This window comes from Winogradskya humida, from assembly GCF_016862215.1.
Lineage (GTDB): Bacteria > Actinomycetota > Actinomycetes > Mycobacteriales > Micromonosporaceae > Actinoplanes > Actinoplanes humidus.
The window spans coordinates 1-19,418 of record NZ_BOMN01000126.1; the positions used below are offsets into that span (position 1 = coordinate 1).

Annotated in this window: 19 protein-coding genes, 1 other RNA gene and 2 pseudogenes; 7 read left to right on the forward strand and 15 right to left on the reverse strand. The window is 67.3% G+C overall.

The window, feature by feature from the left end:
- Positions 1-3: 3 nt before the first annotated feature.
- Positions 4-540, reverse strand: coding sequence for a DUF6036 family nucleotidyltransferase (locus Ahu01nite_RS43375; protein ID WP_203842621.1), 537 nt, complete (start codon positions 538-540; stop codon positions 4-6).
- Positions 537-932 carry a hypothetical protein gene (locus tag Ahu01nite_RS43380; RefSeq protein ID WP_203842622.1) on the reverse strand — a complete coding sequence of 132 codons (396 nt, stop codon included), beginning with the start codon at positions 930-932 and terminating at the stop codon, positions 537-539. The genes Ahu01nite_RS43375 and Ahu01nite_RS43380 overlap by 4 nt, the downstream gene beginning before the upstream one ends.
- A gap of 151 nt (positions 933-1,083) precedes the next feature.
- Here Ahu01nite_RS43380 and Ahu01nite_RS43385 point away from each other — a divergent pair, with 151 nt between their 5' ends.
- Complete coding sequence (locus tag Ahu01nite_RS43385) at positions 1,084-1,491, forward strand: hypothetical protein (RefSeq protein ID WP_203842623.1); 408 nt, start codon at positions 1,084-1,086, stop codon at positions 1,489-1,491.
- Positions 1,492-1,630: 139 nt separating this feature from the next.
- Here the strand turns inward: Ahu01nite_RS43385 and ssrA are convergent.
- From ssrA to Ahu01nite_RS43425, 8 genes are all read right to left on the reverse strand, one after another.
- Positions 1,631-2,005, reverse strand: a transfer-messenger RNA (tmRNA) gene (gene ssrA / locus Ahu01nite_RS43390).
- A 71-nt stretch (positions 2,006-2,076) separates the two neighbouring features.
- Positions 2,077-2,436 (reverse strand): cellulose binding domain-containing protein, encoded by a 360-nt coding sequence (locus Ahu01nite_RS43395; protein ID WP_203842624.1) that lies wholly within the window; start codon positions 2,434-2,436, stop codon positions 2,077-2,079.
- Positions 2,437-2,786: 350 nt separating this feature from the next.
- A complete protein-coding gene (gene smpB / locus Ahu01nite_RS43400) occupies positions 2,787-3,263 on the reverse strand; it encodes an SsrA-binding protein SmpB (protein ID WP_203842625.1) in 477 nt (158 codons plus the stop codon).
- A 66-nt stretch (positions 3,264-3,329) separates the two neighbouring features.
- Positions 3,330-4,580: a M23 family metallopeptidase gene (locus Ahu01nite_RS43405; protein ID WP_239159612.1), complete on the reverse strand. Its 1,251-nt coding sequence runs from the start codon at positions 4,578-4,580 to the stop codon at positions 3,330-3,332.
- A gap of 120 nt (positions 4,581-4,700) precedes the next feature.
- On the reverse strand, positions 4,701-5,579 hold the full coding sequence (gene ftsX, locus Ahu01nite_RS43410) for a permease-like cell division protein FtsX (RefSeq protein WP_203842626.1): 879 nt from the start codon (positions 5,577-5,579) through the stop codon (positions 4,701-4,703).
- A gap of 67 nt (positions 5,580-5,646) precedes the next feature.
- A complete protein-coding gene (gene ftsE, locus Ahu01nite_RS43415; RefSeq protein ID WP_015619257.1) occupies positions 5,647-6,327 on the reverse strand; it encodes a cell division ATP-binding protein FtsE in 681 nt (226 codons plus the stop codon).
- Between the two features lie 155 nt (positions 6,328-6,482).
- Positions 6,483-7,595, reverse strand: coding sequence for a peptide chain release factor 2 (gene prfB, locus Ahu01nite_RS43420; protein WP_203842627.1), 1,113 nt, complete (start codon positions 7,593-7,595; stop codon positions 6,483-6,485).
- A 66-nt stretch (positions 7,596-7,661) separates the two neighbouring features.
- Complete coding sequence (locus tag Ahu01nite_RS43425; protein WP_203842628.1) at positions 7,662-8,177, reverse strand: PadR family transcriptional regulator; 516 nt, start codon at positions 8,175-8,177, stop codon at positions 7,662-7,664.
- A gap of 333 nt (positions 8,178-8,510) precedes the next feature.
- On the opposite strand from Ahu01nite_RS43425, the gene Ahu01nite_RS43430 reads away from it, so the two are divergent.
- Positions 8,511-9,482, forward strand: a complete 972-nt coding sequence (locus Ahu01nite_RS43430; RefSeq protein ID WP_239159613.1) for a hypothetical protein — start codon at positions 8,511-8,513, stop codon at positions 9,480-9,482.
- A 3-nt stretch (positions 9,483-9,485) separates the two neighbouring features.
- On the opposite strand, the gene Ahu01nite_RS43435 is transcribed toward Ahu01nite_RS43430, so the two are convergent.
- Positions 9,486-9,989, reverse strand: a complete 504-nt coding sequence (locus Ahu01nite_RS43435; protein WP_438874865.1) for a DUF6912 family protein — start codon at positions 9,987-9,989, stop codon at positions 9,486-9,488.
- A gap of 41 nt (positions 9,990-10,030) precedes the next feature.
- Positions 10,031-10,435, reverse strand: a complete 405-nt coding sequence (locus Ahu01nite_RS43440) for a rhodanese-like domain-containing protein (protein ID WP_203842629.1) — start codon at positions 10,433-10,435, stop codon at positions 10,031-10,033.
- A 93-nt stretch (positions 10,436-10,528) separates the two neighbouring features.
- Here Ahu01nite_RS43440 and Ahu01nite_RS43445 point away from each other — a divergent pair, with 93 nt between their 5' ends.
- The 3 genes from Ahu01nite_RS43445 (at position 10,529) to Ahu01nite_RS52100 (ending at position 12,343) form a co-directional block, all read left to right on the forward strand.
- The gene (locus Ahu01nite_RS43445) at positions 10,529-10,990 is read left to right on the forward strand and encodes an Lrp/AsnC family transcriptional regulator (protein ID WP_203842630.1); all 462 of its coding nucleotides are present in this window, start codon (positions 10,529-10,531) and stop codon (positions 10,988-10,990) included.
- Positions 10,991-11,015: 25 nt separating this feature from the next.
- On the forward strand, positions 11,016-11,258 hold the full coding sequence (locus Ahu01nite_RS43450) for a helix-turn-helix transcriptional regulator (protein ID WP_203842631.1): 243 nt from the start codon (positions 11,016-11,018) through the stop codon (positions 11,256-11,258).
- Positions 11,259-11,419: 161 nt separating this feature from the next.
- Complete coding sequence (locus tag Ahu01nite_RS52100) at positions 11,420-12,343, forward strand: Rv3235 family protein (protein WP_239159614.1); 924 nt, start codon at positions 11,420-11,422, stop codon at positions 12,341-12,343.
- Between the two features lie 383 nt (positions 12,344-12,726).
- On the opposite strand, the gene Ahu01nite_RS43460 is transcribed toward Ahu01nite_RS52100, so the two are convergent.
- The 3 genes and pseudogenes from Ahu01nite_RS43460 to secA all read right to left on the reverse strand — a co-directional run.
- The gene (locus Ahu01nite_RS43460) at positions 12,727-13,386 is read right to left on the reverse strand and encodes an HAD family hydrolase (RefSeq protein WP_239159615.1); all 660 of its coding nucleotides are present in this window, start codon (positions 13,384-13,386) and stop codon (positions 12,727-12,729) included.
- A 703-nt stretch (positions 13,387-14,089) separates the two neighbouring features.
- Positions 14,090-14,188: pseudogene (locus Ahu01nite_RS52105) on the reverse strand (SEC-C metal-binding domain-containing protein); the annotation flags it as partial.
- Between the two features lie 48 nt (positions 14,189-14,236).
- Positions 14,237-16,987, reverse strand: a pseudogene (secA, locus tag Ahu01nite_RS43465) (preprotein translocase subunit SecA); the annotation flags it as partial.
- 175 nt (positions 16,988-17,162) lie between these two features.
- Here secA and Ahu01nite_RS43470 point away from each other — a divergent pair.
- Both Ahu01nite_RS43470 and Ahu01nite_RS43475 read left to right on the forward strand, forming a co-directional pair.
- Entirely contained in the window at positions 17,163-18,254 is a 1,092-nt protein-coding gene (locus tag Ahu01nite_RS43470) for a GNAT family N-acetyltransferase (protein WP_203842634.1), read from the forward strand.
- Positions 18,251-19,381, forward strand: coding sequence for a GNAT family N-acetyltransferase (locus tag Ahu01nite_RS43475; RefSeq protein WP_203842635.1), 1,131 nt, complete (start codon positions 18,251-18,253; stop codon positions 19,379-19,381). The genes Ahu01nite_RS43470 and Ahu01nite_RS43475 overlap by 4 nt, the downstream gene beginning before the upstream one ends.
- Positions 19,382-19,418 lie beyond the last annotated feature (37 nt).

The following is a 19,418-nucleotide window of genomic DNA, read 5'->3' on the forward strand; positions in this document are numbered from 1 at the left end:
GACTCAGGACTGCTCGTCGTCGAAGATTCCTTCGAGAATTAGCCTAGCCCTCGGCGGGACCTCTTCCTCCGGAAAAACATCGGCGCACAATGCCAATACCTGCGCGACCGAGGTGAATTCAAGGTGCGCCACCAGTACCTTGACGTCGTCGGCGTCCCGGCGACGGCCCGCCAACACCTTCATCGCCAACAGGTGCTCCGGCGAGGCGGCTGAGACCCGCAAACCGGGGTGGTCGAAGACTCTGGAGGCAGCACTGTCACCCCCTGGTGCTATGTACACGCTCGCCTGCTCGTTCAGCCACCATTGAGGCAGGCCCAACTCGTCCGCTACGGCGCGCGCCTCCTCAATTACGACACCATGTGGCTGAAAGACAGCGTCGATGTCGCGAGTAGCGCGGCGGCTGTCGTAAACCAATGACATCGCTGCGCCACCGAAGATATAGAGATCGGCAACTACGCCCCGACGTACCAGCCGATCACCTAGCCGCCGGAACGCGTCCTCGATTGCGCGTCGATCGAGCAACACTCCGTCGCTGGTCATGCCACTTCCAGCTCTTGGCGCGCGACGAAAACGCCGCGACGGCGGAACGACGCCGGCGCGTTGACCACCGCATCGACCCTCGCCGCACGCCCATTGAACGGGAACCAGAACCGCCGTAAAGACCTGGACCCGGCCCACGTAGGGCCATCGCGCCCGTCGCGGGCTGCCACGTGCTCGGCCAGAGCAGCCAGAAACACGTCCCAGTGCTCGTCGCCGGTACTTATCGGCTCATCGACGAGGAGCCTCGACCGCGACTCGCCGGGCTCCCACCCGTACTCCTCCAGGAACTCGGCAACCAGGCGCCACCGAAGCGAGTCAACAGCGCCGGTCAGCAGCACCCCGAGCTGGGCGAGAGTCATGGGCTCGTACACCTGGGGCTGCTCCTTCACCATCTAGACGTTAGTACATCTGGCGCGTCACGCTGGCCGGCCACCACAGCGGCCCCCGACCGTGCTCCAGCTAGGGCAGACAAGAGCTCACAGCGTACTTGACAGCTTACATCAGAGATCTATTATCTACCTATAGGGAGTGAGAGGGAGTAAAGTGAAGACCATTGAGGTGAGTGACGAGGCGCACGCGAGGCTCACATTCGCCGCTGACATTGCAAAGATTTCGCTGTCAGAGGCCGTGGATCGCGCCGTCGGCGTGCCTACCGACCCACCAGTTCCAACCGCCGCTGAGCCCGAACACGCCGAGGGCGACGAGATCGCGATCGTGGTGACGTATCGCGGCCACGAGGTGTCCGGCTACCTGGACCTCAGGACCGAGAACGTCCGGCTTACAGCCGCACCGAAGGCCGAGCTGATTCGCACATATAAGTCGCCGAGTCAAGCAGCAGTGGCAACAGTCCGCGCCCTGAACCCCGGACGCCAGCACCCCGAAACGAACGGCTGGCGTTTCTTCTACGGCAAGGACGGACAGCTGATCGACCGCCACCGTCGCCACCCGTAGCCACCAAGCAGCGAACCCCCACCGCGACCATCCCACCCGACCGCCCCCGCACCGCGGGGCGTCCGGGGGCTCGGCCCCCGGAGCAGACATACCGAAACGGCCCCCTGTTCGCGCTTTCCGCGAACAGGGGGCCGTCAGGCAGTGGAGGTGCCGGGAATCGAACCCGGGTCCTTCGTTGTTTTGTCAGGGCTTCTCCGAGCGCAGCTCACTATGCCTCTACTCGGCCCCACCGCTCACGTGAGCAAGTTGGTGTGACGGGCCCAGTCGCTGATTAATCTCGCCGCAAGGTCCCCGCGACCGGGACCTGTTGGCCAACCTCCTAGCTGATGCCGGAGTTCTGAGCCGGAGGTGTGCTCAGTCCGACAGAGTTAGCACTCGCTCAGGCGGCGAGGGCGAACTCGGTGCGCTTTGAATTGGCGCTTGTTGTTTTCCGACGACCGATTCTCGAGACGACGTCGGCTTCCTCGGCTCGCTTCCCCTGTCTCCACGTACGAAGTCGAAACCAGTCACCCCCTTGTAGGGCCACCGCGAACAGCGGCAGCCACACAAGACTAACGCGTCCCGCCCAGGACTTCATTCCGGTATTCAGCCGAACTTGCAGGATGTCCCTCGGGCGGTGCAGCTGGCGGGCGCGACCTTGCCCTTGACCTGCTTGTTTGCGGAGAAGCCGAAGGTGGCTGTGGCGCCGGGGGCGAGGGCTCCGCCGGTGAAGGTGGCGCCGGTGAGCTGGGCGTTCCAGGTGTTGGTGATGTTGACGCCGGCGCTTGCGGCGAACGTCACACTGACGGCCCAGTCGACGGAGGTGTCGCCGTTGTTGGTGACCTGGAGGTAGCCGATGAAGCCCGTGTCCCAGCTCGCGGTGGTCCGGTAGCGCGCGCTCAAGACGGCGGCCGGCGGCGGGGTGGTGGTGGTCACAGCCGGGGTGGGCGACGACGAGACCGGCACAGACCGGGATCGGGACGGAGACGGCGACGCGGACGGGGAGGACGTGGGCGAGGGCGACGCTGAACGAGAGGGAGAAGCGGACGGCGGCGCGGAGGGGGAAACCGAGGAAGACGGGGACGGCACTACCAGCGCTGCCGGGACCACTGAGGTGGAGGGCACCACGAGGCGGGGGCCGCTGTGGTGGCTGGGGCCTGCCGCCCGGACCGCTACCCACCCGACCAGCAGCACCAGCAGGAGTGCGGCGGCCGTGGTCAGGGAGTAGCGGGGGAGGCGAAGAACTCGGACTTGGTGCTTGCCGGGCAACGGCGGTCCCTTCGCGCGGTTGATCGATGCCGCGGGGAGGTTACCTGTCAGTCCATGCCTTTGCTACGGCGGCCCATGGCCTTGTTGATCTCTTTCTGGGCGTCGCGGCTGGCGAGGTCCTGGCGTTTGTCGTAGGACTTCTTGCCCTTGGCGAGGCCGAGTTCGACTTTGGCGTACCCATTGTCGAAGTAGACCTGGAGCGGGACGAGGGTGACGCCGTCGTCGCGGAGCTTGCCCATCATCTTGGCGATCTCCTCGCGGTGCAGGAGGAGTTTGCGGACGCGGCGTGGCTCGTGGTTGGTCCAGGTGCCCTGCGTGTATTCGGGGATGTGCATCCCGTGCAGGAAGATCTCACCGTTGTTCTCGTGGCCGAACGCGTCGACGAGCGACGCGCGGCCGGCGCGCAGCGACTTGACCTCGGTGCCGGTCAGCTGCATACCCGCCTCGTAGGTGTCGAGGATCGAGTAGTCGTGCCGCGCCTTACGGTTCGAGGCCACGACCTTGCGCCCCTGTTCGCGCGGCATGGTGTCACTCCCAATACAAGAAAAGGGCCTGACCATCCGGCCAGGCCCCACAATCTTACCGTTGCGCTAACAGAAACAGCTCGGCAGATATTTGAGCGGATTCTTCGGTACGCCGTAGAAGCGCGTCTCGAAGTGCAGGTGGTACCCCGTGGACGCCCCTGTGGTGCCCACCTTGCCGATGACCTCGCCGCGGCGGACGTACTCTCCGGGGTAGACCATAATTTTGGATTGGTGGCCGTAGCAGGTGGAGAAGCCCTTGCCGTGGCTGAGGCACGTGTAGTTGCCGTAGCCGCCGTTCCAGCCGGCCCGGATGACGGTTCCGCTCGCTGCAGCGTGGATGGGTGTGCCGCCCGGTGCCGCTATGTCTGTACCCGCGTGTAACTGGTAGACGTGGTAGTACGGGTCGTAGCGGGAGCCGAAGTCGCTGGTCTTCCAGCCGTGCACGGGCATGAGCAGGGCGCCACCGGAGTAGGCCGCGCCGCCGCCGTTGCGGTCGTCCCAGCCGCGGAGCGCGTTCTGGATCCGGGCCTCCTCGGCCTTGGCCTGTTCGTATTTCGCGAGGACGGCAGAGCGCTGCGAGCGAGCGACGTGCAGGGCGTCCTTGCGGCTCTGGGTCAGGTGGACCACTGCGGCCCGGGCCTGCTCCGCAGCCTTCTGGGCGGCCCGTGCGGCGTTCAGCTTGGCGGTTGCCTCACGCTCGGCGTCCTCGGCGGTGCGCTTGGCGAGTCCGGCCTTGTCCTGTTCGGTACGCGCGGAGCGCCGCGCCGCCATGAACTGGTCGACGCCTTCCTGCTGTTTCTGCATGACCTGGCCGACGAGGTCGAGCCGGTCCATGGCGTCCTGGGGTCCGGTGGCGTCGACGAGGACGTTGATGGCGGCGAAGTTGCCACCCATGTACGTGGCCGAGGCGATCTCGTTGACGCGTTCGCGGGCCTGGTCGACCTGATCCTGCGCGGCCTGGAAGCTCGCGGCGGTGACCTCGAACGCCGCCTGGGCCGCGTCCGCCTTGCGCCGGGCTGTAGCGGCCTGCACGGAGGCGGCGACCACAACCCCCCGGGAGGTGGCCACCTTCTCCTGGGCTGCGGGTAGCGCGGCTGTCGCCGCTTCGAGACGGCGGGCGGCGTTGCGGGCGGTCACGGTGGCGTCCTCGAGGATGGCCTCCGCCCGGTCCACGGCCTTCGACGCTCGTTTCGCGTCATCCGACGGGTCGGCCCACGCGGTGCCGGGTGCGGACACGGCCGGTGCGGCAAGGCAGAGCACGCTGAGACAGAGAACCAGCGTGGCACGCAGCCGGCTATGTCGCTGTTTGGACCCCACGAAAAGTCACCGTACTACGACTCTTCGTAACTATCAGTCAAAACCGCCCAAACAGTAATCGCCGCGCATCCTGCGTACGGAATGCGCGGCGATCTTGACTGTGATTCGGCCCTGGGAGCCTTAGACCTTGAGGTAGAAGCGCAGGGTGACCCACGCTGTGATCGCGCTGACCAGGGCACCGACACCGGCGAGCAGAGGCAGCATCAACCACACGTTGCCGTCGGGGATCGGGGTGAGCACGTTCGTCAGGGCCTGCAATCGGCCGTCGAGGAGCGTGACCTTGCCGACGAAGATGAACACAAAGCCCAGGATCGCGCCGATCAGACCGGCGACCACCGCCTCGAGCACGAAGGGCGCCTGGATGAACCAGTTGGACGCGCCGACGAGTTTCATGACCGCGACTTCCCGGCGCTTGCTGTACGCCGCGACCTGGATGGTGTTACCCACCAGGAGCAACGCCGCCAGCGCCATGAAGCCGGCCACGATCAGTGCCATCACCTGGATCGCGTTGAAGATCTTGAAGACCTTCTCGAGCAGCTCACGCTGGTCGACGATGTCCTGGATGCCCTGCTGACCCTTGATCTGGTCGGCGAACGTGGAGTACTGCTCGGGGTCCTTGAGCTTCACCCGGAACGATTCGGGGAGGCTGTCCGGGCCGACCGACTTCACGAAGTCGGGCGAGTCGCGCCAGAGGACCTTGAACTTGGCCAGGGCGTCTTCACGGCTCTCGTAGGTCTTCGACTGCACGAGCGGGTTGCTGTCGATCGACTGGTCGATCGCCGCGCGCTGCGCCTCGGTGACGTCGTCCCGGAGGAAGATCGAGACCTCGATCTCGCCGTAGTAGAAGCTCTTCATCTGGTCGACCTGCATGTACATCAGCACGCTGGCGCCGAGCATCGTGAGCGACACCGAGAGAGTGATGATCATGGCGACCGTCATGGTGACGTTTCGCCAGAGGCCGACCAGCACCTCGTTGAGGATGTATTTGGCGCGCTGCATCGGGGGTTCCTTCCGGGACTCCGCGTTCTTCGATCAAGGTGTGCAAGGTAGGGCGCGGGGCCCGGACTCAGCCGTAGACGCCGCGGGCCTGGTCGCGGACGATGCGACCACTCTCGATCTCGATGACCCGCCGGCGCATCTGGTTGACGATGTTGGAGTCGTGCGTGACCATCACGACCGTCGTGCCGGTCCGGTTGATCCGGTCCAGCAGCCGCATGATCTCGATGGACGTGTCGGGGTCCAGGTTGCCTGTGGGCTCGTCCGCCAGCAGGATCAGCGGCCGGTTCACGAAGGCCCGGGCCACGGCGACACGCTGCTGCTCACCGCCGGAGAGCTCGTGCGGGTAACGGTGCTCCTTGCCGCCGAGACCGACGAGCTCGAGCACCTCGGGAACGACCCGCCGGGCGACAGCCTTGGTCTTACCGATCACTTCCAGGGCGAAAGCGACATTCTCGTACGCGGTGCGGTTCGGCAGGAGCCGGAAGTCCTGGAACACGCAGCCGATCGAGCGACGGAAGTGCGGGACCTTCCACGACCGCAGCGTGGTGACGTCCTTGGCGTTCACCACGACCTTGCCCCTGGTGGGAGCCACCTCGTGCAGCAGCAGCTTGATGATCGTCGACTTCCCGGACCCGGAGGGACCGATGAAGAAAACGAACTCACCCTTGTCGATACCGACGCTGACGTCGTCCAACGACGGCCGCGACGCCTTTGGATACGTCTTCGTCACGTTCTCGAGCTGAATCACGGGTGGAGAGTCTACGCGGTGTAACGAAAACTCCAAGCCCAGCGGTCACCGTCTTTTGCACTTCTCCCGGCAAGATCCGCACGCGGCGTGAGCGCCGTCTGACTCTTCGTTCAGACGGCGTGTCGCCCCTATCGGACGACAGAGCACTGACGCGCTCAGCCGGCGATCTGGGTCTGCTTACGCCACCGGATGCCGGCCTCGATGAATTCGTCGATGTGGCCGTCAAAAACCGACGGCGGGTTGCCGGTCTCCTGCTCAGTGCGCAGATCCTTGACCATCTGGTAGGGGTGCAGGACGTACGAACGCATCTGGTCACCCCACGATCCGGTGGTGTCCTGCTTGAGGCCGGCCATCTTGGCCTCCTCCTCCTGGCGCTTGCGCTCGAGCAGCCGGGCCTGCAGCACCCGCATCGCCGATGCCTTGTTCTGAAGCTGCGACTTCTCGTTCTGACACGTCACGACGATGCCCGTCGGAATGTGCGTGAGGCGCACGGCGGAGTCCGTGGTGTTAACGCTCTGTCCACCAGGCCCCGACGAACGGTAGACGTCGGTCCGGATCTCGTTCTCCGGAATGTCGATGTGGTCGGTCTGTGCCACTACGGGCATTACCTCGACGCCGGCGAAGCTCGTCTGGCGGCGGCCCTGGTTGTCGAACGGGCTGATCCGGACCAGGCGGTGGGTGCCGGACTCGACGCTGAGCGTGCCGAACGCGTAGGGCACCTTGACCGCGAACGTGGCGGACTTGAGGCCCGCCTCCTCGGCGTAGGAGGTGTCGTAGACCTCCGTGGGGTAGCCGTGGCGCTCAGCCCACCGCAGATACATCCGCAGGAGCATCTCGGCGAAGTCGGCGGCGTCAACGCCACCGGCACCGGCGCGGATGGCGACCACGGCCTCCCGGGAGTCGTACTCGCCGGAGAGCAGGGTGCGGACCTCTTGCGCGTCGATGGCCTTCTGCAGGCTCAGGATCTCGGCGCCGACCTCGTTGACGGAGCCTTCGTCACTCTCGGCCTGCGCCATCTCGAGCAGCAGGGCGGCGTCGTCGAGGCGACTGCGCAGCGATTCCATCTTCGAGATCTCGCTGGCGGCGTACGAAAGCTTGGAGTTGACCTCCTGGGCACGGGCCTGGTCGTCCCACAGGTCGGGGGCGGAGGCCTGCTCCTCGAGCTCAGCACGCTCCCGCCGCAGCCTGTCGAGGTCGAGCACGTTCTCGATATTGCGGAGGGTGGCGTCGAGCGCCTTGAGCTGGTCAGGAAAGTCGGCTGCACTCACGACTGTTAAGAATACGCCGCCCGGCCGCTGTTGCGGCCGGGCGGCCCATGCTGCGTAATTCCGTCATCACTCCGCAGGTGCGGCCTTGAGCCAGGTCAGAGCCGCCTTGTGGTACGCGACCGCGAACTCGAGAGCCGCGGCACCGTACTGATCGCCGGCCTTCTTGGCCTCTTTGGCCTGCTCGCGCGCCATCGCCAGGGCCTCGGAGTGATACTCGTTGGCACCGGTGTAGAGCGTCTTCAGCTGGCCGCCCGCGTGCTGCTGACCGAATGCGACGCGCAATGCGACCGGGTTACGGATCGCGTCACGGCCGGGAGACTCGGCGAGCCACCGGCTGAAAGCACGTTTGCCGGGGGCGGTGATGGCGTAGGGCTGGCTGGACCGCGGTCCTGGCTTGCCGAGGCGGACGTATCCCATCTCGGCCAGGACCGGCAATTCGCGGTAGACCTGGCTCCGCGTCATCGACCAGTAAGGCCCGAGGCGGCGTTCGGCAGCCGCCATGAGCTGTCCGCCGGTCATCGGCCCGTCGTGGAGCAGACCGAGCAGAGCGGCAGCCGTAGGGTTGATTTGAGAGTCGGGCATGCCTTCTAAGCTGCCACTTTGTCGCTGCGGCGTCCAGGATTTCGCCCGATCCGTCCAATTTGCGTCTCCACATACGACTGTCCCGCACAGACAGTCCGACCACGAGGGTCGTGACCGGGCGTTTTGCCGTTGTGAACGAGTCTCTGGGGGTAAAATGGAGCGCGAAATCGGTCAGACGGCGCTCGAAGTCTGGAACCGCTTCAAAACTGGCGGATCGCCGCGCTGACTGTGACGCGAAATTTCTGAAGAAACGACTTTAGGGACAATCCGCCCATCTAGGACTCGCCGCCGCCTCCACCTAGCCCGCAGCGGCGGCCCGCGTACCCTTTGGCCATGCCTTCTCCTTCGCGGGGCATCCTCTCCGCGCTCTCTCTGGCGTTCATGGGATTGCTGTGGGCGGCCGGGATGCTCGTGTCCGCCCGGGTCTCGATCACCGGTCAGACAGACGCCGAAATCGAGGTCACCTCCACGGCGTACGCGATGCCCGGCACGGTCTCCGCGATGCTCGTCGCCGGCGCGGCAGTCGGCCTGGCCGTCCTGACCCTGGTGTCGCGCAGCGGCCGTGAGGTCGGCACCACCGTGCGCTTCGTGATCTCCACCGGCAGCGGCGTGATCATCGGTGGCCTCGGCGCGCTCGCCATCATCACGATCAACACCGAGGGCTGGATCTACGCGGTCACGGGCGGCACGATCGCAGCGGCCGCGACCATCGGTGGCGCGCTGGCCGGGCTCCCCCGCCCGCGGGTCACCGCGGCTGTCAGCTGGGCCGCGATCGCCGTCTTCCTGGTCGGCATGGTGCTGGCGTTCCTGCAGGACGACCTGCTGCCGGTCTTCGGCGCGGGCAGCAGTTCGGCGTCACAGGCCAACGCGGCCAACTACTGGGGCTATGCGCAGGGCATTCTCGGTGGCCTGGCCGCCGGCCTGATCACCTACCGCCTGCTGCGCAAGGACACAGACCTGCGGTGGCCGCTCTTCGGACTTGCGGGCGCCGGGCCCGGCCTGCTCCTGGTTCTGGGAGAGATTCTCGTACGCACGGCAGGTGCGCGGGTGTTCGATCTCGCTGGACGGGTGAGCGTGCTGGACTCCACGATCCAGACCATGCTGAGCGGGACCCGGCTCAACAATGCGTTGATGGTGCTCTTCGTCGGCGCGTTCACGGCCATCGTGGCCTTCGGGCGCACCCTCAGCTCCCCCGCCGACGTCGAGCCCGCACCCAGGCCGTCCCGGCGGGCCGCTCCCGTCACGGCGCCCGCCTCCTCGACCACCGACGCTGACCAGATCGAGGAAGCCGCCCGCGCGGAGTAGTGGTCAGAGGAGTTCGTCGAGCTCCGTCACCGCGTACCACTCAAGCTCGTGATCCTCGGCGCCGTCGACTGTGAACTGGGCGTCGGGGTCACCGGCCAGCGCCTCCAGCACCACCTCAGCCGCGGCGGCGACCTGCTCGGCGGCGTCGGCACTGTCCACGTGGATCGCGGCGACGGACTTGATGGAGAGCGGCTGCGGCAGCGTCACCGCGCTCGACCCCAGCTCGTTGTCCTCCCGCACGAGGGCGCTCGCCAGGACGTCGGCGGAGACCACGACCCGCCGGCTCGGAGCCTTCGGGTCGTGGCGCAACAGCTGCAGGGCGGCCTGGGCAGCGCGGGTGAAAGCGACGTACTCGAGCTCTTCCTCGTCGCCCTCCGCGTACCACTCGCGCAGCCCCGGGGTGACCGTGTGGCCCTCCGTGACGGGAAGCTGGCCGGACTCCTTGAGCATGGCCAGCAGGGGCACGGTGGCCGGCACGTAGACCCGGACCTGCTCGGTGATCGGCACTGTTTGTCTCCCCGACGTCGTGGTTGCTCCCCTTTATCTCATCAGCAACCGCAGGCGTCCGTGGCAGGGGCGGTCAGCGGGTCCGGAATACGGGTGACGTCGCCGGTGGGCGTACGCAGCGGAAAGCCTTCCCGGATCCAATACTCGACGCCACCGAGCATCTCGCGGACCGCATAGCCGAGCTTGGCGAACTCCAACGCGGCCCGGGTGGCACCGTTGCACCCCGGCCCCCAGCAGTACGTGACTACCGCCCCTTCGATCTCATGGGCCCGGCCCGCGATCTCCGTGGTCGGCATGTGCACCGCACCGGGCAGATGCCCCTGGTCCCAGGCCTGCTTCGAACGCGAGTCGACCAGCACGAAGCTGCCCGGCTCGGCGTTGCGGACATCGGCCACGTCGGTCTGCGTGGCAAGGCGTTCGGCGAAGATCTCCGCTGCTGTTCTCATGCCCTCAACGCTATTTTCGCCGCCGTGTGATCAACATCCCGGCTCCACGGCGCTGAGCTGCTTTTACCCCCGCATCCACGGTAGTTTCCGCCGATGACCGTTGAAACCGCACTGGACCGTACGGACTGGCGCTTGCTCGCCGAACTGCAACGCGACGGCCGTGCCACGTTCGCCGAGCTCGCCCGAGCCGTGGCGATGTCACCCAGCGCCGTGGCCGAACGGGTCCGCCGTCTCGAGGAGACCGGAGTGATCGCGGGCTACCGGGCTTCGCTGGACCCTTCGCGGATCGGCTTCGACGTGATGGCCTTCGTCCGGCTGCGCTACCCGACCGGCAACTACAAGCCGTTCCACGCCCTGCTGGACACCACACCCGAGATCGTCGAGGCCCACCACGTGACGGGCGATGACTGTTTCATCCTGAAGGTCCTGACCCGCTCGATGCGCCATCTGGAAGAGGTCACCGGCCGGATCGCGGGCCTGGGCGCCGTGACGACGAGCGTCGTATATTCCAGCCCAATGCCGGGGCGCGCCCTCTCCTCAGGGGACCTCACCTGAGTCAAACGATGGCAAACTAATGCTCATGAGCGACGGGTCCGACGAGAAGCGCACGGAGCCGAGGTTCCTGCTGCTCTCGGACGTCGCCACCGAGCTGAACGTCTCGGACTCGCAGGTCTACCACATGGTCCGCAGCGGTGAACTCCCCGCGATCAAGGTCGGTGGCCGGGGTCAGTGGCGCGTGGAACGCGCCAAGCTCGAGGAATACATCGAGCAGAAGTACGCCGAGACGGCCGAATGGGTGCAGGACAACCCGCTCACCGACTGAGCCCGCGTCTCCCCCCTCCCATAGTTATCCACGGGGTTATCCACAGGTTCTGAAAGTGGCATTGACCGGTCGCCGCGCGCACCCCGACACTCGTAGCCGTAGGCAAACGAAGGCAAACCGAAGGATCGGGGTGCAACGTGTCGATCGCTGAGCTGGCACAAATGGGACCAACGCCGGGAATACACCTGCGCCGGGCTTACGCCGCCGACCCACCCTTCGATCCGGCCAGCTCTTCTCCCGGCGATCCCCCTTCCGCCGCTTCTCCTGGGGATCCCCACCGTGGGTTTCCTTCTGCGGAGCTCAGGCCGGGCTTTCCTTCCGGGAATCCCTGGCGTGACTCTTCTTCGGTGGAACCCGCGCCGGATTCTTCTCCCGATTTTTCTCCTGCGGATCTTCGCCCTGATCCTTCTCCCGGCGTCAGCCCTGATCCGTCTCCCGGTCTCAGCCCTGGTCTTTCTGCCGGTCTCAGCCCGCGTCCTACTCCCGGTCCGCGTCCTACCTCCGGTCCCGGTCCGCGTCCTACTTCCGGTCCCGGTCCGCGGCCTACTCCCGGCCCCAGGTCTGGTGTCTCTCGCGGCCTCAGTGCGGCTGAGCTTGAGGCCGAATTCGGACCGCCCGCGCTGGAGCCCGCCCCGACACGCCTCGGTGCCGCCCCTCTCGCTCTCGCCACCCGGCAGCAACCCTCCACAGCAGTCCCGGCGCGGCGACTGCCCCTCCCCTCCACCCCGACAGAAGCCGAAGCGGCAGTCCACCATTTCGCAAATTCCTGCGTCGAGGTGGTCAACGGCTACCGCCCCGCGGCGCACCTGCAGAAACTCGCCCAGCCCAGAGAGGCCCCGACGGTGATAGCCCAGGCCCTGATCGCAGCACAGCGAGTGGCCGCAGACCGCCAGGACGCCTACCAGTCCCAACGCCGCAGGCCCCCGTCCCCGGTGGCAATGGTCCACATGGCCACCTGCGAACCCCACCCGTCAGCCATCGAAGCGGCAGTGGTCCTGGTCGCCCCCGAACGAACCTGGGCCCTCGCCTTCCGCCTCGAACACATATCCAACCGCTGGCTGGCAACCACCATGCGCCTCGTCTGACCACCCCACGCCGTCAACCCCCGGGGCGTCTGTTGAGCACCACAGGCGGCGGCCGTCCCGGGCCTCACCCCCACACCCCACCCGCGCTGACGTGAGCCGGTTCAGCCATACGCGGGCGTGAGCACGTTCAGCCCCACGCTGGCGTGAGCACGTTCAGCCCTACGCGGGCGTGAGCACGTTCAGCCCCACGCTGGCGTGAGCACGGCAGTGGGCGCGTTCAGCCTGCGCTGCTGGGGCCCACTCAACCCGTGCGAACGGAGGGCACGCTCAACCCCGGCGAGCGTGGGCCGCTCAACCCGCGACCGCGGCGGCCATAGAGCTACGGTGCCGGCGCTTGGATCGGCGGGCGTGAGCGTGCTCAACCCGGCTGGCGGTGGGCGAGCTCAGCGAGAGGGTCGGGGAGCGTTCAACCAGGTGGTGAGGAGGGGCAGGACCGCTCGGAGGTCGGTTCCGTCCGTTGCCGCGTGGGCGGCGGTGCGGGCCGGGGGGCTTGCGTTGAAGGCTATCGCCATTCCCACCTCGGCGAAGAGAGGCAGGTCCGAACGGCTGTCACCGATGGCAGCACACTGCGCCGGGTCCACGCCCAGCTCGGCGGCGACGCCCACCGCGAAGTCCCGTTTGTCCAGCTCATCGAAGTGCTCGGCGACCTCACCGGTGTAGCGGCCGCCGATGACCTCCAGCCGCGGGCCGCTCGCACGGTCGAAGCCGAAACGCCCGCACAGATAGACACCCACGGCGTCCCACGCCAACGTGGCCAGCACCGGAGCCAGGTCCTGCTGACGACACCAGTCGACGGTCTCCGCGATGCCGTCGACAAGCGGCAGGGAATCCAGGAGGCCGCGCACTTCGGCGGGAGTCCGCGTCACCCATCCGCGGGCGTCCAGGACGGAGACCTCCTGGTTGCTCAGGGTCCCGGCCGCATAACGGGCTTCGGCCTCCCGCACAACGCCGGCGTGACCGAGCGACTCGGCCAGATGCTGCCCACTGCTGGTATGCGGGACCAGTGTCCCGTCGACATCGAAGAAGACCACCCCGCGCACCACAGACCGAAGGCTAAACCACGGCCGCGGAGCCCGACCCAGGCAACCCGGTCCAGCGAACCCGGCCTACAGGGCCTGCCCCTCAAGGCCTCAACCCGCAGCCCCAACCCGCAGCCCCAACACACCGCCCCAACCCGCAGCCCCAACCCACGGCCCCAGCCCGCAGCCCCAACCCACGGCCCCCAGGTTTGAGGGAGCCCAGTTCGTAGGGAGCCCAGCCCACGGAACCCGCCCTACAAGGCCCCAACCCGCAGCTCCAACCCACGCCCCCAAACCCACGGCCCCAAACCCACGGCCCCAAACCCAGGGAACCCAGCCCACGGACCCAGCCCTGCACGGTCCCAACGCACGGCCCAACCCCATGGCACCCAGCCCACGGACCCGGCCTGGGCCCGGGCCGGCTCGGCCCCAGCGCTCAACCGACAAACCCGGGTTCCCTACGAAGCCCAACCCACGAAGCCCAACCCACGAAGCCTCACCCACGAAGCCTCACCCACGGAGCACTACGCCATAGCCCGACAACAAAGCCCGGCCCAAAGCGCCCAACCCACGAAGCCTTACCCCCAGAGCACGACCCCATAGCCCGGCAACACAGCCCTGCCCACAGCGCCCTATCAACCAAAGCCCGGCCCCACCGATGCGAAACGGCCCCCACGTGCCGCCGCGGGGGCGGGCGTGAGGGCCGTTCGGTGGGAGCTGGTGAGGATTAGCTCGGGGCTCCGTGGCAGCGCTTGTACTTTTTGCCGGAGCCGCAGTAGCAGGGGGCGTTGCGGGAGGGGCCGTTGCTGGCCTCTGCCTGGCCTGAGGTGCGGTTCTGGGTCTGGCGGTGGGCGCCGGTGTGGGCGGGGCTGGCCGGGATGACCGGGGCGGTGCCGATGCCGAGGGCTGGGGCCTGCTGTTCCGGGTCCTGTTGGATCTGGGGGGCGCCGGCGCCGGCTTCGCCGTCGATGGTGGGGGCTGTGTATTGGAGTTGCTGGGGGCGGCGGTCGGGGCCGCCGAGGCCCTTGGCGCGGACCTCGACGTGCTGCTCCGGCTCGTTGGCGCGGGGCATGGCGACGGCCTGGGTCGGGTCGAGGGTGACGGTGGGGGCTTCTTCGACCTGGACTTCGAGGTTGAAGAGGAAGCCGACCGCTTCCTCCTTGATACCTTCCATCATCTGGTTGAACATGTCGAAGCCCTCGCGCTGGTACTCGACGACCGGGTCGCGCTGGGCGTAGGCCCGCAGGCTGATGCCTTCCTGCAGGTAGTCCATCTCGTAGAGGTGTTCGCGCCACTTGCGGTCGATGACCGCGAGGAGGACCTGGCGTTCGAGCTCGCGGACGGCTTCCTCGCCGAGTTCGTCCTCGCGGGCCTGGTAGGCCGCTTGGGCTTCTTCCTTGATGCGCTCGATGAGCCATTCCTGGTCGATGGCGGAACGTTCGCCGCCGGACTGCTCGATGACGTCGTCGATGGTGAGGCTCAGCGGGAAGAGGCGCTTGAGGTTGGTCCAGAGCTGGTCGAGGTCCCAGTCCTCCGCGTAGCCGTCGGAGGTGGCGGCGCGGACGTATTCGGCGGCCGTGTCGTCGATCATGTGCTGGGCCTGGTCGTGCATGTCCTCACCGTCGAGGACGCGCTTGCGCTCGGCGTAGATGACCTGGCGCTGCTTGTTAAGCACCTCGTCGTACTTCAGGACGTTCTTGCGGATCTCGGCGTTCTGGGCCTCGATCTGGGTCTGGGCACTGCGGATCTGGCGGGTCACCATCTTCGACTCGATGGGGACGTCCTCCGGGATGTTGAAGCGCTCCATGACCGCTTCGACCGCGCCGGCGCGGAACCGCTTCATCAGGTCGTCCTGCAGCGACAGGTAGAACCGGGACTCGCCCGGGTCGCCCTGGCGGCCGGAGCGGCCGCGGAGCTGGTTGTCGATGCGGCGGGAGTCGTGCCGCTCGGTGCCGAGGACGTAGAGACCGCCGGCGCCGATGACCTCGGCGGCCTCGGTCTCGCAGGCTTCCTTGACCGACGGCATGACCTCTTCGAGCGCCTTGGCGTACTCCTCGGGGCTCTCGACCGGGTCGAGGCCGCGCTGGTGCAGCTCGGCCGCGGCCAGGAACTCGGGGTTGCCGCCGAGCAGGATGTCCGTGCCACGGCCGGCCATGTTGGTGGCGACCGTGACGCCGCCCTTGCGGCCGGCCTGGGCGATGATCGTCGCCTCCTGCGCGTGGAACTTGGCGTTCAGCACGCTGTGCGGGATGCCGCGGCGGCGCAGCAGGGTCGAGAGGATCTCGGAATTCTCGACCGAGACCGTGCCGACGAGCACCGGCTGGCCGGTGGCGTGCCGCTCGGCGATGTCCTCGATGACCGCGTTGAACTTGGCCTTCTCGGTCTTGTAGATGACGTCCGGGTGATCGAGGCGGATCATCGGGCGGTGCGTCGGGATGCTCACGACGCCGACCTTGTAGACCTGGTTGAACTCGCCGGCCTCGGTCTGCGCCGTACCGGTCATGCCGCCGAGCTTGCTGTAGAGGCGGAAGTAGTTCTGCAGCGTGATGGTCGCGAGGGTCTGGTTCTCCTGCTTGACCTCCACGCCCTCCTTCGCCTCGATGGCCTGGTGCATGCCCTCGTTGTAGCGGCGCCCGTGCAGGATGCGGCCGGTGAACTCGTCGACGATCAGGACCTCGCCGTTGTCGTCGACGATGTAGTCCTTGTCGCGCTTGTAGAGCTCCTTCGCCTTGATGGCGTTGTTCAGGTAGCCCACCAGCGGCGTGTTGACCGACTCGTAGAGGTTGTCGATGCCGAGGCGGTCCTCGACGCGGGAGACGCCGCGCTCGGTGATGGCGACGGTGCGCTTGGCCTCGTCGACCTCGTAGTCGAGCTCGCCCTCCTTGCCCTTCTGCAGGCGGTTGACGATGGCGGCGAACTCGCCGTACCACCGCTGGGAGTGCTCGCCCGGACCGGAGATGATCAGCGGGGTGCGGGCCTCGTCGATGAGGATCGAGTCGACCTCGTCGACGATGCAGAAGTTGTGGCCCCGCTGGACCAGCTCGGACGCCGACCACGCCATGTTGTCGCGCAGGAAGTCGAAGCCGAACTCGTTGTTGGTGCCGTAGGTGATGTCGCACGCATACGCGGCGCGGTGCTCTGCCGCGGGCCGGTTGGGCAGGATCACGCCCACGGTCAGGCCGAGGAACGAGTGCACACGGCCCACCCACTCGGCGTCGCGCTGGGCGAGGTAGTCGTTGACCGTGATGATGTGTACGCCGTCACCGCTGAGCGCGTTGAGATAGGCGGGGAACACACCGGTCAGGGTCTTGCCCTCACCGGTCTTCATCTCGGGAATGTTGCCGAAGTGCAGCGCGGCGCCGCCCATCAGCTGGACGTCATACGCCCGCTGTCCGAGCACCCGGCGGGCACCCTCACGAGCCACGGCGAACGCCTCGACGAGCATGTCGTCGAGTTTCTCGCCGTCGGCGTAACGCTGCTTGAACTGTTCGGTCCACTCCCGCAACTCGTCGTCGGTGAGGTCGGTGTATTCGTCCTCAACCGAGTTGACCGCTTCGGCGATCGCCTTGAGGCGGCGCACCATGCGGCCTTCGCCTGCGCGGAGGACTTTTTCGAAAATCGACACGGGTCAACGCTCCCCTAGACGGTCTGCCGAACCATCGTAGGCGTCTTCTCTGCGCGCCGGTGAGCCGAGCCTCGGGTTAACCTCGCAAAGGGCATAAAACCCGGCAGTTAGTTCGCTGAGAGCGGAGCGCGCAACCTGTTGGCGCCTCCGCGCGTCCCCGGGGCAGGATGGCCGCGTGCAGACGCCTGATCTTCGAGTGGACGAGCTCCGCATCCGCCCCTGGCACCTGGATGACGCCGATGCGATGGTCCGGGCGTGTCAGGACCCGGAGCGGCACCGCTGGTCGCCCGAATTGCCCTGGCCCTACGGCAAGGAGCACGCCGAGGGGTTCATCCGCGAGCACGACGGGCTGCACCTCGCCATCTTCGACGAACACGATCTGGTGGGCAGCGTCGCGCTGCACTCGATCGACGAGGACGCCGGCACCGCGGAGATCGGTTACTGGTCGGCACCATGGGCGCGCGGACGCAGAGTCACCGAGCGCGCGGGCCGGGCGCTGCTCCGCTGGGCGTTCGACGAGGGTTTGACCCGGATCGACTGGAAGTCGCGAATCGGCAACCACGCCTCGCGCCTGCCCGCGCTGCGAATGGGATTCACGATCATCGGGATCCGGCCCGGCGACAAGAAACGCCCGGCCCAGTGGGTGGGCGCGCTCACGGAGACGGGCCTCACGGCTGCGGGCACGGAGGTCGCTTCATCCGTACGCAGGACAGCGCGCGCTTTCCACGCCGGCCACCCGGTCATCAAGGCAGGCCCCGTCACTCTCCGTAAGCCAGCGGAGAAGGACATCCTCAGCGTCACTCGAACGTTCAACGATCCCGAGGTTGTCCGCTGGTTCGCGCCGCCCCAGCCCTATCACGAGTCACACGGTCGCCGTTATGTCACTGTCAGGGTGGACGAGTGGTGGGCGAGCGGCGCAGAAGCAGTTTTCGCGATTGCTGACCACTTGGACGCGTACACGGGATCGATTGATCTGAGAGTGAGCGACAACGACCCGGCGGTGGGCGAGGTGGGTTATTTCGTGGCGCCGTGGGCGCGCGGGCGTGGCTATGCGGTCGCGGCGACCAGAGCGATCAGCCGGTGGGGCTTCGAGGAGCTCGGTCTGGAGCGCATCCAGCTGCGCTGGGAGGCCGGCAACGAGCTGTCCGGCAAGGTCTCGGCCGGGTCGGGCTTCACGACCGAGGGGTCGCTGCGGCAAGCTTTGAAGATCAACGGAACACGGCGGGACTGCTGGGTGGCGTCGCGTTTGAGAGAAGAGGCTGTGTGAGGGTGCCCACGATCACTGGCGAGGGCGTACGGCTACGCGCGCTCGCCCGGGGTGACCTGGACGACCTCCTGGTCGCCTACAACGACTGGGAGCTGCGGCGTTTCCTGCCCGCCCTGCCGATCCCGTTCACCCGCACGCTCGCCGAGGAGTACCTGCACGACGTCGTGCCCCGGATGTTCGAGGTCGGCGGCGGGTTCTGGGCGATCGCCGACCCGCTGACCGACGGGCTGATCGGCGGCATCGGCATCGACCGGGTCACGCTCGAACGCGGGCAGGCGGAGATCGGCTACTGGACGGCCCCGGGCGCACGTCGACGCGGCGTCGCCACCGCTGCCGTGCGCGCGCTGACCGGGCATGCCTTCCAGAGCGGGCTCGCCCGGATCGAGCTGCTCACGCATTGGGAGAACGCCGCGAGCCAGCGGGTTGCCCTCGCCGCCGGCTTCACCCGGGAGGGGGTACGCCGGGGTGCGCTGCCCGACCGTGACGGCGACAGGGACGACTTGATCGCGTACGCGAAGCTGGTCGGTGACCCGCCCGACCCGATCGAACGTCTCCTGCCCGACCTGCCCGGCGGAGAATTGAGCGACGGCGTCGTGACACTTCGCCCGCTGACCCCGGACGACCTCGACTTCTACGCCGAGCTCCACACGCTGCCCGACGTCGTTGCGACCAGTGTCCCGCCGATCCCGCCGAGCCGGACGGAGATGGAACGGCGCTGCGACCGTACCCAGTCGCACTGGCTGGCAGGCGACCGCGCCGACCTGATCATCGTGGACGCCGAGACCGGAACGCCGGCCGGCGAGATCGGCCTCTACTACCAGGAACCCCGCACCGCGCAGGCCATGATCGGTTACAGCATGATGCCTGCCTGGCGGGGGCGGGGCTTCCCGACGCGTGCGGCCCAACTGCTCGCGCTGTGGGTCTTCGCCGAGACGGGGATCGCCCGGCTCATCGCGGGGGCCCTGCCCACGAACCTGGGCTCGCAGCGGGTGCTCGAGAAGGCCGGCTTCAAACGGGAGGCCTATCTGCGCTCCCGCCTGCCCGGCGCGGACGGGCGCCGCAACGACGACGTTCAGTACGCCCTCCTCGCGGAGGACATGCTGGACGGGCTCGTAAGCCTCGGCTAGTCCGGCGCTTCTGGCGGCGTCTTGGAGCAGCGGCGCC

Bases quoted from the DNA above. Each gene is read 5' to 3' on its own strand.
- Ahu01nite_RS43380 (WP_203842622.1), bottom strand. From the start codon at position 932: ATGGTGAAGGAGCAGCCCCAGGTGTACGAGCCCATGACTCTCGCCCAG.
- smpB (WP_203842625.1), bottom strand. From the start codon at position 3,263: ATGCCGCGCGAACAGGGGCGCAAGGTCGTGGCCTCGAACCGTAAGGCG.
- Ahu01nite_RS43425 (WP_203842628.1), bottom strand. From the start codon at position 8,177: ATGCCCGACTCTCAAATCAACCCTACGGCTGCCGCTCTGCTCGGTCTG.
- Ahu01nite_RS43450 (WP_203842631.1), top strand. From the start codon at position 11,016: ATGAGCGACGGGTCCGACGAGAAGCGCACGGAGCCGAGGTTCCTGCTG.
- Ahu01nite_RS43375 (WP_203842621.1), bottom strand. From the start codon at position 540: ATGACCAGCGACGGAGTGTTGCTCGATCGACGCGCAATCGAGGACGCG.
- ftsX (WP_203842626.1), bottom strand. From the start codon at position 5,579: ATGCAGCGCGCCAAATACATCCTCAACGAGGTGCTGGTCGGCCTCTGG.
- Ahu01nite_RS52100 (WP_239159614.1), top strand. From the start codon at position 11,420: ATGGGACCAACGCCGGGAATACACCTGCGCCGGGCTTACGCCGCCGAC.
- Ahu01nite_RS43445 (WP_203842630.1), top strand. From the start codon at position 10,529: ATGACCGTTGAAACCGCACTGGACCGTACGGACTGGCGCTTGCTCGCC.
- Ahu01nite_RS43430 (WP_239159613.1), top strand. From the start codon at position 8,511: ATGCCTTCTCCTTCGCGGGGCATCCTCTCCGCGCTCTCTCTGGCGTTC.
- Ahu01nite_RS43440 (WP_203842629.1), bottom strand. From the start codon at position 10,435: ATGAGAACAGCAGCGGAGATCTTCGCCGAACGCCTTGCCACGCAGACC.